The sequence below is a fragment of the Streptomyces sp. MP131-18 genome (assembly GCF_001984575.1).
In the GTDB taxonomy this organism is placed as follows: Bacteria; Actinomycetota; Actinomycetes; order Streptomycetales; family Streptomycetaceae; genus Streptomyces; species Streptomyces johnsoniae.
On sequence record NZ_LZNS01000001.1, the window covers coordinates 4,930,762 to 4,946,478 of the forward strand.

Genomic DNA, 15,717 nt, shown 5'->3' on the forward strand with positions numbered 1-15,717 from the left:
GCCGAAGTCCTCGGCTTCCTGCGCCGCTCCGTCGACGAGCTGGGCCAGACCATCGTCATGGTCACCCACGACCCCGTCGCCGCCGCCTACGCCGACCGGATCATCTTCCTCGCCGACGGCCGCGTCGTCGACGAGATGCGCAACCCGACCGCCGACCGGGTGCTGGACCGCATGCGGGGCTTCGACGGCCAGGGGCGCACGTCGTGACCGTACTGAAGACCTCCCTGCGCAGCTTCTTCGCGCACAAGTGGCGCATGGTGCTCTCGGCGATGGCCGTGGTGCTCTCCGTCGCGTTCGTGTGCGGCACGCTGGTGTTCACCGCCACGATGAACACCACGTTCGACAAGCTGTTCGCCGAAAGCGCGTCCAACGTCATGATCGCCCCGGCCGAGGACGAGGACAGCGGCTCCTCCTTCGAGGGGACAGGACCGGCCAACGGCGTTCCGGAGTCGGTGCCGGGCTCCGTCGTCGACGAGGTCGCCGCGGTCGACGGGGTGGAGCAGGCCACCGGCGTCGTCCTGTCGAGCAATGTCACCGCGATCGACGCCGACAACGAGAATCTCAACCCGACCGAGGGCGCGCCGACCATGGTCGCCAACTGGTCCGAGATCGAGCTCCGGACGATGGAGCTGGCCGAGGGGCAGGAGCCCGTCGGCCTCGGCGAGGTCATGATCGACGCCGACACCGCCGACAAGAACGATCTGGCGATCGGCGACGAGATCCGCCTGGTGACCGTCTTCGGCGACTACACGGCCAGCATCACCGGCATCGCCGAGTTCATGGTCACCAACCCCGGCGCGGCCATCGTCTACACCGACCTGCCCACCGCGCAGGAGATGCTGCTCGGCGGTGCCGACGACTTCACCGAGATCTACGTGGACTCGACGGGCGACGTCACCGACGAGGCGCTGAAGCAGTCCGTCGCCCAGCTCCTGGGTGCCGATACCTACAAACTGCAGACCGCCGACGAGTACATCGAGGAGAACCGCGACGAGTTCGGCGAGGTGCTGTCGATCCTGGAGTACGTGCTGCTCGGCTTCGCCGGCATCGCGCTGCTGGTCGGCATCTTCCTCATCGTCAACACGTTCTCCATGCTGGTCGCCCAGCGCACCCGCGAGATCGGCCTGATGCGGGCCATCGGGTCGAGCCGCCGCCAGGTCAACCGGTCCGTGCTGATCGAGGCGCTGCTCCTCGGCGTGTTCGGCTCCATCGTCGGCTTCGGACTCGGCGTCGGCCTCGCGGTCGGCCTGATGGCGCTGATGGGTTCGCTGGGGATGAACCTCAGCACCGAGGACCTGACCGTCGACTGGTCCGTGCCCGTCATCGGCATCGTCCTGGGCGTCATCGTCACCCTGCTCGCGGCCTACATACCCGCCCGCAGGGCCGGAAAGATCAGCCCCATGGCCGCGCTGCGCGACGCGGGCACCCCGGGCGACATCCGGGCGGGCCGGGTGCGCGCGGCCCTCGGCGGCGTCCTCACCCTGGCCGGCCTCGGCGCGCTGGCCGCGACCGCCTCGGTCGACAAGGCGTCGGACGGCGCCGGCTTCCTGGCGATCGGCGTGCTGCTGAGCCTGCTCGGCCTGATCCTGGTCGGCCCCGCGCTGGTCGGCCTGGTCGTCCGCGCGCTCAGCGCGGTGCTGCTGCGCGGCTTCGGCTCCGTGGGCCGCCTCGCCGAGCGGAACGCGCTGCGCAACCCGCGCCGCACCGGCGCGACCGCGTCCGCGCTGATGATCGGCTTGGCGCTGGTCGCCGGTCTTTCCGTGGTCGGTTCCTCGATGGTGGCCTCGGCCACCGACGAGATCGACAGCTCGCTCGGCGCCGACTACATCGTCCAGACCAGCAACTTCACCCAGCTCCAGCCGGCGGTCGTGGAAGCCGTCCAGGGCACGGAGGGCCTGGCGAGCGTCACCCCGTCGATGCCGGTCGAGACCGAGATCACCCTCCCGGGCGGGGGGACCGAGGAGATCGGCCTCTCCGCGTCGCCGGCCACCTACGTCGACGAGGTGCAGCTCGACGTGGCCGAGGGCGACATCGCCGCCGCCTTCGAACAGGACGGCATCGCGATCGACGGCGACTGGGCGGAGGAGGAGGGCGTCGGCATCGGCGACCAGCTCCCCGTGGCGTTCGACGCGAGCGGCGAGACCGCGACGCTCGAAGTCCGGGCGATCATCACGCCCGGCAGCGCGTTCGTCGGCTCCTGGTACATCGGCACCGAGACGATGGAGACGTACATCCCGGCCGAGGCCCGGCCGCTGCCGTGGATGCTGTTCGCCTCCGCCGAGGACGGCGGCGAGGAGCAGGCCCGGGCCGCGCTCGACGCGGCGATGGAGCCCTACCCGCAGGTCGACGTCAGCGACCAGGCCGAGTTCAAGGAGATGATCCAGGACCAGGTGGGCCAGCTGCTCAACATGGTCTACGGCCTGCTGGCGCTGGCGATCATCGTGGCCATCCTCGGCGTCGTGAACACCCTGGCGCTCGCCGTGGTGGAACGGACCCGGGAGATCGGCCTGATGCGCGCGATCGGCCTGTCGCGGCGGCAGCTGCGGCGCATGATCCGCCTGGAGTCGGTCGTGATCGCCCTGTTCGGCGCCCTGCTCGGCCTCGGCCTGGGCATGGCGTGGGGCGCGGCGGGCCAGCAGCTGCTGGCCCTGGAGGGCATGCCGGTCCTGGAGATCCCGTGGGGCACGATCATCGGTGTCTTCATCGGCTCCGCGGTGGTCGGCCTCCTGGCCGCGCTGGTCCCGGCCTTCCGCGCCGGCCGCATGAACATCCTGAACGCCATCGCCACCGAATAGCGGTCCCGCGAAAGGGCCGCCGGCCTCCGGGCCCGGTATCACCGCTCCCCCTGTCGCAGGCAGGACCCGGGGGTGCTGTCACCGGGCCCGGAGGTCTTTCGACGCCGCTTCGCGCTCCCGGGCTCACGCGCGCAGATAGGCGAGCACCGCGAGGACGCGGCGGTGGTCGTCGGGTGCCGCCGGGGGGAGGTCGAGCTTCAGCAGGATGTTCGCGATGTGCTTGGCGACCGCCGCCTCCGTGACGACCAGCCGCCGGGCGATGGCGGCGTTGGACCGGCCCTCCGCCATGGCGGCGAGCACCTCGCGCTCGCGGGGCGTGAGGCGTTGCAGGGGGTCCCGGCGGCGGGCCAGGAGCTGGCGCACCACCTCGGGGTCGACGACGGTGGCGCCCGCGGCGACCCGGCTGACGGCGTCGCTGAACTCCTCGACGTCGCCGACACGTTCCTTGAGGAGATAGCCCAGCCCCGCGCCGGCGCGCCGGTCCTCCAGAAGCTCCTCGGCGAAGGTCTGCTCGACGTACTGGCTGAGGACGAGGACGGCCAGGTCCGGCTGTCCGGACTGGAGCGTGCGGGCCGCCCGCAGCCCCTCGTCGGTCTGGCCGGGCGGCATCCGGACATCGGCGATGACCAGGTCGGGCCGGTGCTTCCGGGCGGCGGCCAGCAGCGCCGGGCCGTCGCCGACCGCGGCGAGGATCTCGTGGCCGAAGCGCCGGAGGAGTTGGGCGATGCCTTCGCGGAGCAGGACCGCGTCCTCGGCGATCACGATGCGCAAGGGCCGCCGCACGGGATCTCCGCTCTCAGGAGGGTGCGCCCGCCGGGCGGGCTGGACAGGAACATCATGCCGTCCGCCGCCGCGATCCGGTCGGCGAGACCGGTGAGCCCCGTGCCGCGCGCCGGGTCGGCACCGCCCGTGCCGTTGTCCTCGATCTCCAGGTGGAGCAGGGCGCCGCGGCGGCGGGCGGTGACACGGCAGTGCTCGGCGCCGCTGTGCTTGGCGACGTTGGTCAGGGCCTCGGCGGCGACGAAGTAGGCCGTCGACTCCACCGCGGGCGGCAGGCGGTCCGGCAGATCGATGTCCAGGTCGGCCGGAACCGGCGAGCGGCCGGCGATGTCCCGCAGGGCGGCGGGCAGCCCGCGCTCGGTGAGCACCTGCGGGTGAACGCCGCGGATCAGCTCCCGCAGTTCGGCCAGCGCCTCCTTGGCGAGGGTGTGCGCCTCCCCGACCTCCTTGGCCGCGGCGCTGCCGGGCGGCAGGTCGAGGGCGGCGAGCCCGAGCTTCATGTGGAGCGCGACGAGACGCTGTTGCGCCCCGTCGTGGAGGTCGTGCTCGATGCGACGGCGTTCGGTCTCGAACGCGTCGACAAGGCGCGCCCGTGAGCGCGTGACCTCGCGCAGTTCGCGGTCCCGGGGCACGAGGACGGCGCGGGCGACGGCGCCCCGTGCGCCGGCCCAGGCACCGATGGGGTAGGCGGCCACGGGAAGGAGCAGGGCGCCCGCGACCGGGCCCGCGACCGCGTGCCAGGTGCCGGCGGTGGGCTGGAGCGGGGCGAGCAGGAGGAAACCGGGGATGCCGAGGGAGACGAGGACCACGGCGAGATCCGCCCAGCCGACGGCCAGGACCGAGACGGCGCCGTAGCCGGCCGCCCGCCAGGGGCTCGCGGGCGGCACCCGGTTGCGATCGACGAGGGCGAGTCGGCGGCGTTCGAGAGGGCCGGCGAGGGCCACGGCGAAGGCGACGACGAGGAGCCCGCAGAGCACCACGGTGGCGCGGCCGAACGGCGCCGCGACCAGCCCGCCGACGCCGAGGCCGACCGCGGCGGCGAACGTTCCGCCGGACAGGAGGTAGGCCACCGCTCGCCACGGCCATGCGGTGCGGAGGTAGCCCAGCGGGCTGCGGCCGAGGGCCTCCAGGACGGTACGCGGGATCACGCCGCCGACCGTATCCGGCCGCGCGGCGGGGCGTCGGTAGTGCCAGGTGGAGTATCGGCTCTCGCGCCGGCGCCCGTGTGCCGGGCGGCACGGGGCCCGTTGTATTTCCCGCATGACAACGACACGGAACGCGGAAGCGGCCGGGGTGGTCAGGCCCGTCGAGTTGCGCGCGGTGACCAGACGCTACGCCGTGGGCGGCCAGACCGTTACCGCCCTGGACGGCGTGACCACCGGCTTCGACGCCGGAACGATGACCGCCGTCATGGGCCCGTCGGGCTCCGGCAAGTCGACGCTGCTGCACTGCGCGGCGGGCATCGACCGCCCGACGGCGGGGCAGGTGCTGATCGGCGGGACGGCGCTGGACGGACTGGACGAGCATGCGCTCACCCTGCTGCGCCGGGAGCGCATGGGCTTCGTCTTCCAGGCGTTCAACCTCGTCTCGGCGTTGACCGCCGCGCAGAACGTCGAGCTGCCGCTGCGGCTGGCCGGCCGCGGACCGGTGCCGGACGAGGTGTCGGCAGCCCTGCACCGGGTGGGGCTCGCGGACCGGGCCGGCCACCGGCCGAGCCAGCTGTCCGGCGGGCAGCAGCAGCGGGTGGCGATCGCCCGGGCGCTGATCTCGCGGCCCGCCGTCCTGTTCGCGGACGAGCCGACCGGGGCGCTGGACACCGGCGCCTCCCGCGAGGTGCTGCGGCTCCTGCGGGAGCTGGTGGACCGGAACGGCCAGACCGTGGTGATGGTCACGCACGCGCCGGCCGCCGCGGCGCACGCGGACCGGGTGGTGCTGCTCACGGACGGGCGGCTCGTGGACGAACTGCCGGGCGGCGACGGCGCCGAGGCGATCGCGCGGCGGATGGCCGCGCTTGAGGCGGCGTCGTGATCGGCGTGGCTGCGGTGCGGGACCGCTGGGTCTCCTTCCTGGGGTCCTTCGTGGCCGTGGCGCTGGGCGTCGCGGTGGTGACGGTCAGCGGCCTGGTTCTGCTGTCGGGGGGCACGGGCGTGCCGGAACGGCTGGCGGGGGCGCCGGTGCTGGTGCGGAGTGCGGTCGGCGAGCAGGTCGGCGGAACGTTCCGGGAGGACCCGCCGTGGGCGCCGGAGCGGGCCGAGGAGTTGCGGCGGGAGCTGGCCGGACTGCCCGGGGTGGCGGCGGCGGTGGCGGACCGTTCGTTCTACGCGCAGGCGGTGGGCACCGAACAGCGGAAGGGGGAGCGCCAGGGACACGGGTGGGCCGGAGCGGAGCTGGCCGCGTACGGGCTCGGCGCGGGAACGCCCCCGGTGGCCGCGGACGACATCGTCGTGGACCGGGCGCTCGGCTTCGCGCCGGGCGAGCCGGTCACGGTGCTGACCGCCCTCGGCCCCGAACGGTTCACGGTGTCCGGGCTGCTGGACGGGCCGGGGTACTACGTGACCGACGCGCGAGCGGCCGAACTCGCGGGCGGGGTACGCGTCATCGGCCTGGTGCCGGGGCCCGGCGCCGACGCCGCCGAGGTGGCCGCCGCCGCGCGGTCCGTGGTCGGCGGCGAAGGCCAGGTGCTCAGCGGCGCCGCACGCGACGCGCTGACCCCGAAGGCGGACGCGATGACCCGGTGGATCGGCAGCCAGGTGCTCACCGCCATGACGGTGCTCTCCGCGTTCGTCGCCGTCTTCATCGTGTCCTCGACCTTCGCCTTCACCGTGGCGCGGCGGCGACGGGAGTTCGGTCTGCTGCGGATGATCGGCGCCACGCCGCGGCAGGTGCGCCGGATGGTCCACGGCGAGGCGCTGGCTGTCGGCGCGGTCGGCGCGGCGGCGGGCGCGCTGCTCGGCACCGGGCTGGCGCCCGCGATGGCCGGGGTGCTGATCGAGGCGGGCTTCCAGCCGCCGGGCTTCACACTGCACCCGCGCCCGTGGGTGCCGGCCGCGGCGTTCGGTCTCGGCCTGGTCGTCGCGTTCGCCGGCGCCTGGTCGGCGTCCCGGCGGGCGGCGCGGGTGGCGCCGCTGGAGGCGATGCGCGAGGCGGTGGTGGACAGCCCTGCCGTGACGCGACGCCGGTGGCTCGTCGGTCTTTCGGCGTCGTCGGCGGGCCTGGCCTGCGCGGTGGGGACGGCCTGGGCGTCGGCCGACAGCATGGTGCTGCTGGGTCTTGGCACGGCGATGGGCCTGACCGTCGGCCTCACCCTCCTCGTTCCGGCGCTGCTGCGGCCCGTCGCCGGGGCGCTGACCCGGCCGATGGCGCGCGGCCGGGGCGCCACCGCGATGCTGGTCCGCGAGAGCATGCTCACCGCCGTGCGACGCACCTCCGCCACCGTCGCGCCGGTGCTGGCCACCGTGGCGTTCACCGTGCTGATCACGAGCACCGTGCAGACGACCGCGAACGCCGGCACCGCCGAACGGACGGCGGCGGTGCGGGCCGAGGCGGCCGTCGTGCCCCGGGACACGCCGGGGCTCTCCGAGGCCGCCGTCGCCGAAGTGGCGGGCGCCGCACCGCTGTCGACGACCGTGTACGGCGGCGAGGGCCGCACGGCGCTGTCCGCGGCCGGGGTGTCGCCGGACTTCGAGGCGGTGTACGACGAACCGGCGCCCGGTGCGGGAACGGTGGTGATCACGGCCGCCGTCGCCGCCGCGCACGGCTGGTCGGCGGGCGGCACTGCCGTTCTGACCTTGGAGGACGGCCGCACGGAACGGTTGCGGGTGGCGGCCGTGGTGGACGACTCCCTGCCGTACCAGGTGCTCCTCCCGCGGGACCTGGTGCGCGCGCACGACCCGTCCGCGCTGGCCGACGTCGCCTACCGCACCGGCGGGGCGCCGCACCGGCCGGCCCCCGAACTGGGCGCCCGGGAAGTCCCGGTGGCGGAGTACGTGCGTGCGGCCGACGCGGAGGAGGACCGTCTGGTCTGGATTTTCACCCTGATCCTCGTCGCCATGACCGCGGGCTACACGGCGATCGCCGTCGCCGCCACCCTGCTCATGGCCACCGCCGACCGGGCCGGGGACCTCCGTACCCTGCGCCTGTCCGGGGCGACGGCCCGCCAGGTGCTGCTCGCCGTCGCCGGCGAGACGTGTTGCGTCGTCGCTTTCGGCACGGCCCTGGGTCTCGCGGTCGCCGCGCCCGCGCTGCTCGGCATGGTCCATGGGCTGCGCCACGGCCTGGGACTTCCGGTGGAACTGGCGGTGGCGTGGCCGTGGGTGGCGGGCGCGGTGGCGGCCTGCCTCCTGCTGGGGCTGGTGGCGTGCGTTCTCCCGGCCCGGCGCCACCTCGTACTCGCCCGGACCGCCCGCCGGTGACCCGAGCCGGAGAGCCTTGGGCGGAGTTCGCTCGCGGGAGCCCCGCCGGCGGCCTTCCGGCTCAGGTCACCGGGCGGCCCCGGGCAGGCCGGGCGCCGCCGCCGGGATTCAGCCGTCGGTCGTCAGGCGTCAGTCGCCCAGGCAGTCCTCTTTGACCGAAATCACTACCGGAACGGTCTGGGTGTCCGTGCCGTCGGAGGCCCACAGTTCGGCGATGTATTCGCCGACCGGCGTCGGCGCGATCGACACGTGGACCAGTCCGACGAACTCCTGGCGGTCCTCGTCCCAGTCCCCGGGGTGCACTGCGCCGCCGTCGCTGTACGAGCCCGGCGGCAGGTTCCGGACCTCGCCGTAGATCGTGGTGTCCCAGTAACCGGATATCGGGAGGTGGAAGTAGGTGCTGGGCCACCCGCGTTCCGGGTGGACGCATATCCGTTGCGGAAAGTCCGGGTGGTCCACCAGGACCCAGGTGGCGGCCGCCGAGGCCGGCGTGGCGCCGACCAGGGCCAGCGCGGATGCCGCGACCAGGCCGGAAACTAATCCGGCCGCACGACGGGCTGATTTCATCGATACCTCCTGATGAAGACGTGGGGGGCGCCAGGTGGCTTCGCGGCAACTCCTAGGGCCGGGAGGCCGCTCACGAGTGTCGCCCTCCCAACGGCCCCTGAACAAGGAGTAGTTGAGCGATAATCTTTTCGGTTCTCGTGGATCTTGATGCCGTTGGGCGCGCACCGGTCCCGCCCCGGCACCCCTCCCGGCGCCGATCGGACAGAGTGGCGCCAGAAGACGTCATCGCGGGTCCTCGGCCGCGACTTCGTCACCTGGCTTCGAGGGGAGGGGTTCGCTCATGCCACCGGAACCAGCGGAGCTGCTGCATTTCACCAGGGACGATGTGGAGGCGGCGACGGAGGGCGGCAAGAAGCCGTGGACTCGGCAGGCCGAGTTCGCCGACGAGATAAACGCCGAGGACATAGCCGCCGCGGCCGCCGCCTACGGCCGTGCGGCGGCGGAGGCCCGCGGGGCGCAGGATCTGGCGGTGCGGGCCACCGAACTCGCCGCGCAGGGCGGGGAGCTGGACGGGACCGCGCTGGTGGACGGCGAGGCGCGTATCGACGCGACGCGTGGCGGCCTTCAGGACGGCGGCGCCGACATCGACGCCGTGGTCGGACACCTCGTATACGCCATGAACCTGGCGCTCGCGACCGAGGACGACGTCCGCGGGCTGATCCACAACCCGCAGGGTCTCGACACCAAGTACGTGGACCACCTCAGGACGGCGACCGAGGAGTGGAACGGCTGGGTACAGGCGCTGAACGAAGCGCAAGCGGCGCAGAGCGACCTGATGGAGGGGTTCGGGATCTGGCTCACCGGAGAGCCGGTCCCGCTGAGCCTCACTCATCCCATCACTCAGGAGACGAGGCTGGCGAGGCTGACTTCTGCGGGCTGGGAACTTCCTCCGGACCTGGCCGGGCAGATCCGGGACAAGTATCTCCGGCTCGCGGCAACCGACGCCGCCGCCACCGCGGACGATATCGAGGCCGAGATCGAAAGGTACCGCCGGCGCCTGGCGGAGCGGGCGGACGAACTCGGCCGTCTCGGACACGACGTGTCGGCAGGCCCGCTGGGGCTGTGGAACAGTCCGGGGGAAGGCCGTCCCGACCTCACCCGCCAGGACAACGACTTCTACGCCCAGCAGAACCACAAGGGCCAGCGCAAGTCCCACCTGAACGCTGACGGAGACCTCGTTCCGGCCAATCCCACCGGCGCGGCAGGAATCGTCGATCACGTCGTCGGCAAGGGCCCGATCAAGTCGGACAGCCCTTTCACATCCCTCAGCAGAGAGGGCGCCGCCGCAAAAGACTTCGGGAACAGCTACATCAGGGTGGACCTGCCCACGCTTGAACAAGACATCGCAGCCGGGCGAGTGCAGGGTGTGGAGATTTACTCACCCGAAGAAGTGCAGGCAGCTATTCAGGGGAGCGCCGACAGCATCGCCGGACGGCCCGTGGACGTGACGGTGTCTCCTCACGCATCCCGAGCGGAGATCGACGAACTTGCCCGGTCCTACGGCTTGAGCGAAGATGCCACCAATCAGATCCGGCAGCGCATCATCGACATGAAGAACACGCAACGAGACGAAGAGTGGCTCATCAGGGGTACCGTACCGAACGAGTACGTTGATGGGCCGTTCGGCAATTGACCTGTGGGAGGAGAGCCCTCGTGGGCGCTGATGCACTGCTTCGCACCGGATTCGACGGCGATCAGCTGTCCAACCCGTATGACCTGATCGAGGCAGGAATCGAGGACCCCAGGCACCGGGAGCGCGTGCCAGGTCTGACAGCACTGTTGGCCGACGGCGCCGTACCGGCAACGGATCGCTTCCTCGCATGCTACGCACTGACGGCGTGGGCCGAAGCCGGTGGCTACTCGGGGGTGATCGACGCGGCGGCCGCCGGCAAGCAGACGTCGTGGTACGACACGTTGATCGATCGCACGTATTCGGTGGACAGCACCTTTGCCCATCTGGCCATGGCCATCTCCGATGGCGAGCACCTTGCCAGAGGCAAGAGAACGGAGTCGAAGCGGACTGAAGCAGTGCGTGCGCTGATCGGCATCGCGGACACCGAATACTTCGACGGGAAGCTCGAATACGTCCTTGACGAGGCGACTGCTGAATCGGTCATCGAGGATATCAAGTCAGTTGTGGAACGGGGGGTCCAATCGTCTGCGGAAGGCGAGCGCCCCGGTTTTGACCTGCCTACTCAGCTCGTGGACCTCGCGGCTGCCGTGGCGACCGTCGACGGGCCGACCGCTGTTGATCTCGCCACGCGGGTAATTGCCGAGGTGACCCACTCCCACTACCGCACCCTGAATCACGCCGTCGCGATCGTCTATCGCGCGAAGGGATTCCAGGGACAGGTTTTCGGTGAGTACCTGAAGACCATCGGAAACGAAAAGATTCGCGATCAGGTCGACGAAGTGCTCGCCTCTCGCCATTAGCTGTCCGGTCAGCAGGAGAACGGCCCCGGGGCGAGGCCGTTCTCCTGCCGCGGGCCATGATCGCCGACGCCGACTTCGAGGAGCACTCGCAGTTTCTGGCAGTCTCCTCGCTACCGGGAGCAGTTCACCTCGGCCGTATCAGCGTTGACGACCAGCCCGCCCTGACCAGCTCATCAGCACCTTCCACGCACCCATGACCTCGTCGCGGGCTTCCCGCCGGTCTGCTCCGGACTCATACTGGCCGCTGTGAACCTGATGAGCAGGCTCTTCAGCGCGCACTCCACTGCCATGCCGAAGTGGTGATCGGCGTTCGGTAAACGACCGTCCTCGTGGAGATGGACGGCGTCCTGGTAGTGCCGTTCGGCGGCGCGGGCAAAGTGATGCTCAGGTGGCTTCCCCGACATGAGGAGGATCGTGGAGGGGGAAATGCGCCTTGATGGCCCAGCCGAGCACCGCCCGATCAGTGTTCGGCGGGATCTCCGGCGGGGCACTTCCAGCGGTAACCACCAGCACTTCGTCCGGGGCCGGACGCGCCGGACGCGCCGGTCGCGGTCACCGCGGGCACGTCCGCGCTACTCCTCGGGCCCGATGAACCGTACTTGTGCAATCGGCTGTTGGTCAGCAGGCTGGTTCGCGGGGAGCTCGTTTCGCGGACGCGATGACGAAGGGGATGGGGTCGGCATGGCTGAGGTGCGTCCACTGGGGCCCGGAGACCCGCGCGAGATCGCGGGCTACGTGCTGCACGGGCGGCTGGGCGCCGGCGGCATGGGAACGGTGTACCTCTCCGCGACCCGCGGCGGGCAGCCGGTCGCCGTCAAGGCGATCCACCACGAGCTGGCCGAGGACCCGAAGTTCCGGCGGCGCTTCGAACAGGAGGTGCGCGCGGCACGGCGCGTGCGGGGCCGGTACATCGTGCCGGTGCTGGACAGCAACACCGAGGGCCCGCTGCCGTGGCTGGCCACCGAATACGTTCCCGGGCCCTCGCTCGCGCGGGCCCTGGCCCGGCACGGACCGCTCCTGCCCAGCACGTCCTTGCTGCTGATGGCGGGCGTGGCGGACGCGCTCGGCGACATCCACGCGGCGCACATCGTCCACCGCGACCTCAAACCGTCCAACATCCTCCTGACCACGGACGGCCCGGCCGTCATCGACTTCGGTATCGCGCGGGCCGCCGAGGCCACCCCGCTGACCGGTACGGACACGCGTGTCGGCACCCCGGCGTTCATGGCCCCCGAGCAGATCAGGGGCAACGCCCCCGCCACCCCGGCCATCGACGTCTTCGCGCTCGGCCTGACCGTGCACGTCGCCGCCACCGGGGTCCACCCCTTCGGCGAAGGGCCGGCCCCGGCCGTTCTCTACCGCATCGACGGCGAGGAACCCGACCTCACCGCCTGCCCGGACAGCCTGCGGCCGGTCATCGCCCGCTGCCTGGCGAAGGACCCCGCGGCCCGGCCCACTCCCGCCGAGGTGGTGGAGCTGTGCCGGCAGGCCGGCGCCGGACTCGGCCTGCCGGGCCCGTTCCCCGGCGCCGGCTGGCTGCCCCCGGCCGTCACCGCCGCCCCGCCCCCGTACACGCCGACGCGGTCGGCGACCATCCCGGCGGCCCCGCCTCCGCTGCCGCCCCCGCCCCCGCCGCCCGCCCGGCGCCCGGCCGCTGCCATCGCGCTCGGCGCGGCTCTCGCCACCGTGACGGTCGTCGCCCTCGTCGCCTGGCTCCTCACCGGAGACGGCGACGAAGGGAACGGGGCCGCCACCGACCCCTCCCCGTCCGCCGAGGAGACCCCCGAGGGGGAGTCGGGGGAGGAAAGCCCGCAGGAGGAACCGCCGCCGGAGGAGCCCTCGCCGGAGGAGACCCTGCCGCCCGCCTACGAGGTCATCGAGCTGGCCGTCGACTTCGAGGCTGTGGAGGAGAAAGACGGCGAGGGCTGCGGCTGCTGGACCGTCACCGCTCGGGTGGTGAACAACGGCGACCTGCCCGTCACCCTCGACGGCGAATTCACCCTGGAGGACTCCCTGAGCCCCGGCGTGACGGACTGGTACTTCGACGAGTTCACCCTCGCCGCCAGGGAGACTTCCGTGCTTTTCGTCCACTACCCGCAGGCCGACAGCTGCCGGGGCACCTACCGCATGGAGGTGTGGGGCGTGGCCCCGGAGGGCCCGCCCGTCTCCGACACGATCTTCGCCGCCTGCGAACCCTGAGGCAGCCGTCAGCCGTCAGCCGTCAGCCGCCCGCGGCCGCGGGCAGCACGGCCAGGACCGGCTCCTGCGCGCGGAACGAGTCGGTGATGCCCAGGGCGAGATGGCCTTCGGCGCGCACGGCCAGCAGGCCGTGGCCCCAGTCCTCCAGAACGCCGAGCTGTCTCTCGTTGAGCGTGGGCCCGGCCGCGGGCGCCCCGGGCCCGCTCATGCTGTGTATCGCGGGCGGCTGCCCCTCGCTGCTCGTCAGGACCTCGACCCCGCTGTCGGTCGGCGCGAGGAGCGTCACCGAGGTGGCCCCCTGGACGCCGGCGCTCCACAGCTGGGTGCCGTCGTTCAGATTCAGCGCGACGACGCCGTCGTCGGCACCGCCGGCACCGTTCTCCCCGTTGACGAGGTACAGGGTGTCGCCGTGCATCACGATGTTCGGCGGGGCGGTTGCCCCGTTGAACTCGTCGCGCAGCGTGCGGTCCGCGACTCCGGTCAAGTCCATCGGGACCAGATCCTCCGACTCGGCGGAGAGCGCGAAGACCGCGGCTTCCAGGCCCACGGATTGCTGGCAGGCGATCAGCAAGTGGTCGGCGCTCTCGGTCAGCGTTCCGGTGACCCACTCGTATTCGATCGGGCCGCAGTCGTCCAGCGAGCCCACCCACCGCGGCGAGGGCGAGTCGAGTACGGCCTCGAAGGCGACGAGCGCCGGGATGGGGTTGCCCTCGCAATCGGCGATGGCGTAGACCGTTTCCCCCAGCGCCTTCGCCATGCCGGTGAGCCGGCACCGGTTCTCCATCTGCGCCCCGCCGTAGTCGGTCGTCCAGCGGACCTCGCCGGTGGCCGCGTCGGCCGCGAGCAGGTCCGTGGTGCCGTGCTCCGTCTCGGTACGCGTTCCGGCGAAGGCGGCGGTGACCACGCCCTCGCCGATGGACAGGGACTGGCCGCCGAGGAGGTCCGGAAAGCCGGTCGCCCCCTCGGCCGTCAGGCTCACCGGCTGCTCCCAACCGGTCTCGCCCGAGGACAGGGACATGGTCTGGAGCCGGTCACACTGCTCGATGCCGCCGGCCTCCGTGTTGAACTGCCCGAAGGCGAACGCCCCGACGCCCCCGGAGGTGGTGTGGCTCATGTTGCACAGAACGCCGCCGTCCGGCGGCTGCCAGGACCACAACTGCCCACCGGTCACGGCGTTGTACGCGGTCATGCCGCCGTGGGAGGTGCCCAGCACGACGCTGGAGCCTTCCTGCCACAGGCCCACCAGGCCGCCGAACCCCTGCGGGTCGCCGACGGCGTCGGCGACGGTCAGGGCCCAGTGGAAGCCGAGCTGTCCATTGGGAACGGCGTCGTCCGCCTCGCCGGTGCCCGCCGGTGCATTCGCCTCGGACGGGGAGTCGTCCGAGTCCTGGGACACCAGGACGAGTGCGGCGACGACCGCGGCGCAGACCACGCCGGCCACCGCGGCCACCCACGCCCGCCGGCCCCGGGCACCCTTCGGCGGCTTCCCCGGCGGCGGCAACCATATGGGCGGGGCGGCCTGCGGTGGCGGCGGTGGCGGCGGTGGCATGGCGGGAGCCGGCGGAGCCACCGGCGGCGGGGCCGGCCGGCCGAGGCGGTCCAGCAGCTGTTCGGGGGTGGGCCTGGCCGCGGGACTCTTGGCGAGGCAGTCGGCGATCAGCGCGCGCAGCGCGGGTTCCGGCAGGTCCGCCAGGACCGGCTGTTCGTGGACGATGCGGTGGTAGGCCGTGGCGCGCTGGTAGGCCGTAGCACGCGCCTGGGCCCCGCCGAAGCCGAACGGCGCCCGGCCGCTCGCCGCGAAGTGCAGCACCGCGCCCAGCGCGTAGACGTCCGACGCCTCTCCCGGCTCCTCGCCGAGAAGCCGCTCGGGGCAGAGGTAGTCCGGGTCGCCCAGCACCGTGTCATCCGGTTCGGACGCGACCGGCCGCAGCGCGCGGACGAGTCCGGCATCGGTCAGCCGCGGCCCCTCCGCGGTCAGCAGTACCCCCGACGGCTCCAGCGCCCCGTGCACCACGCCCGCGGCGTGCACCACCGCCAGGGCCGCCAGCAGCCCGGCCGCCAGCTCCCGCACCGCTCCGGGCGCCAACGGGCCCTGCCCGGCTACCCGTTCGGCCAGCGAGGGAACGTCGAGATACTCGGTGGCGAGCCACGGAACCGACGCATCGAGGTCCGCGTCGACGAGCGGAACGACAAGGTCACCGCGCAGGCGGCGCGCCACCGCCACCTCGTCACGGAGCCGGCCGAGGAACGCGGCGTCCCCGGCGAGCCGTTCGGGCACGACCCGGACGGCCGCGGCGCGCTCCGCGGAACGTCCCAGGTACACCTGCCCCAGGCCGCCGCCCGCGCCCAGTCTCCCCAGCAGCCGGTAAGGACCGACACGCTCGGGATCGTCAGGGGCGAGCGGGCCCGCGCCCGCCTTCTCGCTCGGGGACATGGAAACGACCTTCCGTTCTGCGGTGCAATCCCCCGATCCTGAGGGCGCACGGCGAACGGATCAAGAACGGCCGTCTCCGGATGTGTAACAGCCCGGC

The 15,717-nt window shown here is 72.5% G+C and carries 10 protein-coding genes and 1 pseudogene; 7 read left to right on the forward strand and 4 right to left on the reverse strand.

The features are described 5' to 3' along the window. Together STBA_RS38950 and STBA_RS22430 are read left to right on the forward strand one after the other, a co-directional pair. Nucleotides 1-207: pseudogene (locus STBA_RS38950) on the forward strand (ABC transporter ATP-binding protein); the annotation flags it as partial. Continuing rightward, entirely contained in the window at nucleotides 204-2,795 is a 2,592-nt protein-coding gene (locus STBA_RS22430; protein WP_077060964.1) for an FtsX-like permease family protein, read from the forward strand. The pseudogene STBA_RS38950 and the gene STBA_RS22430, both read left to right, overlap by 4 nt. 123 nt (nucleotides 2,796-2,918) lie before the next feature. Here STBA_RS22430 and STBA_RS22435 read toward each other — a convergent pair whose 3' ends face one another. Then, nucleotides 2,919-3,578, reverse strand: a complete 660-nt coding sequence (locus tag STBA_RS22435; protein ID WP_077060965.1) for a response regulator transcription factor — start codon at nucleotides 3,576-3,578, stop codon at nucleotides 2,919-2,921. Continuing rightward, entirely contained in the window at nucleotides 3,554-4,723 is a 1,170-nt protein-coding gene (locus tag STBA_RS22440; RefSeq protein ID WP_077060966.1) for a sensor histidine kinase, read from the reverse strand. Before STBA_RS22440 ends, STBA_RS22435 begins: the two co-directional genes overlap by 25 nt. Before the next feature lie 112 nt (nucleotides 4,724-4,835). Here STBA_RS22440 and STBA_RS22445 point away from each other — a divergent pair, with 112 nt between their 5' ends. Both STBA_RS22445 and STBA_RS22450 read left to right on the forward strand, forming a co-directional pair. Continuing rightward, on the forward strand, nucleotides 4,836-5,603 hold the full coding sequence (locus STBA_RS22445; RefSeq protein ID WP_077060967.1) for an ABC transporter ATP-binding protein: 768 nt from the start codon (nucleotides 4,836-4,838) through the stop codon (nucleotides 5,601-5,603). Continuing rightward, nucleotides 5,600-7,987 carry an ABC transporter permease gene (locus STBA_RS22450; RefSeq protein ID WP_077060968.1) on the forward strand — a complete coding sequence of 796 codons (2,388 nt, stop codon included), beginning with the start codon at nucleotides 5,600-5,602 and terminating at the stop codon, nucleotides 7,985-7,987. Before STBA_RS22445 ends, STBA_RS22450 begins: the two co-directional genes overlap by 4 nt. A 129-nt stretch (nucleotides 7,988-8,116) precedes the next feature. Here STBA_RS22450 and STBA_RS22455 read toward each other — a convergent pair whose 3' ends face one another. Further along, nucleotides 8,117-8,554: a DUF5980 family protein gene (locus STBA_RS22455; protein ID WP_077060969.1), complete on the reverse strand. Its 438-nt coding sequence runs from the start codon at nucleotides 8,552-8,554 to the stop codon at nucleotides 8,117-8,119. 280 nt (nucleotides 8,555-8,834) lie between these two features. Between STBA_RS22455 and STBA_RS22460 the strand changes: the two genes are divergently transcribed. The 3 genes from STBA_RS22460 (at nucleotide 8,835) to STBA_RS38955 (ending at nucleotide 13,186) form a co-directional block, all read left to right on the forward strand. Continuing rightward, entirely contained in the window at nucleotides 8,835-10,187 is a 1,353-nt protein-coding gene (locus STBA_RS22460) for a hypothetical protein (RefSeq protein ID WP_077060970.1), read from the forward strand. Nucleotides 10,188-10,207: 20 nt separating this feature from the next. Continuing rightward, nucleotides 10,208-10,987 carry a hypothetical protein gene (locus STBA_RS22465; protein ID WP_079252099.1) on the forward strand — a complete coding sequence of 260 codons (780 nt, stop codon included), beginning with the start codon at nucleotides 10,208-10,210 and terminating at the stop codon, nucleotides 10,985-10,987. A 681-nt stretch (nucleotides 10,988-11,668) separates the two neighbouring features. Beyond that, nucleotides 11,669-13,186, forward strand: a complete 1,518-nt coding sequence (locus STBA_RS38955) for a serine/threonine-protein kinase (RefSeq protein WP_077060971.1) — start codon at nucleotides 11,669-11,671, stop codon at nucleotides 13,184-13,186. Nucleotides 13,187-13,208: 22 nt separating this feature from the next. Here STBA_RS38955 and STBA_RS22475 read toward each other — a convergent pair whose 3' ends face one another. Next, a complete protein-coding gene (locus STBA_RS22475; protein ID WP_077060972.1) occupies nucleotides 13,209-15,620 on the reverse strand; it encodes a protein kinase in 2,412 nt (803 codons plus the stop codon). Nucleotides 15,621-15,717 lie beyond the last annotated feature (97 nt).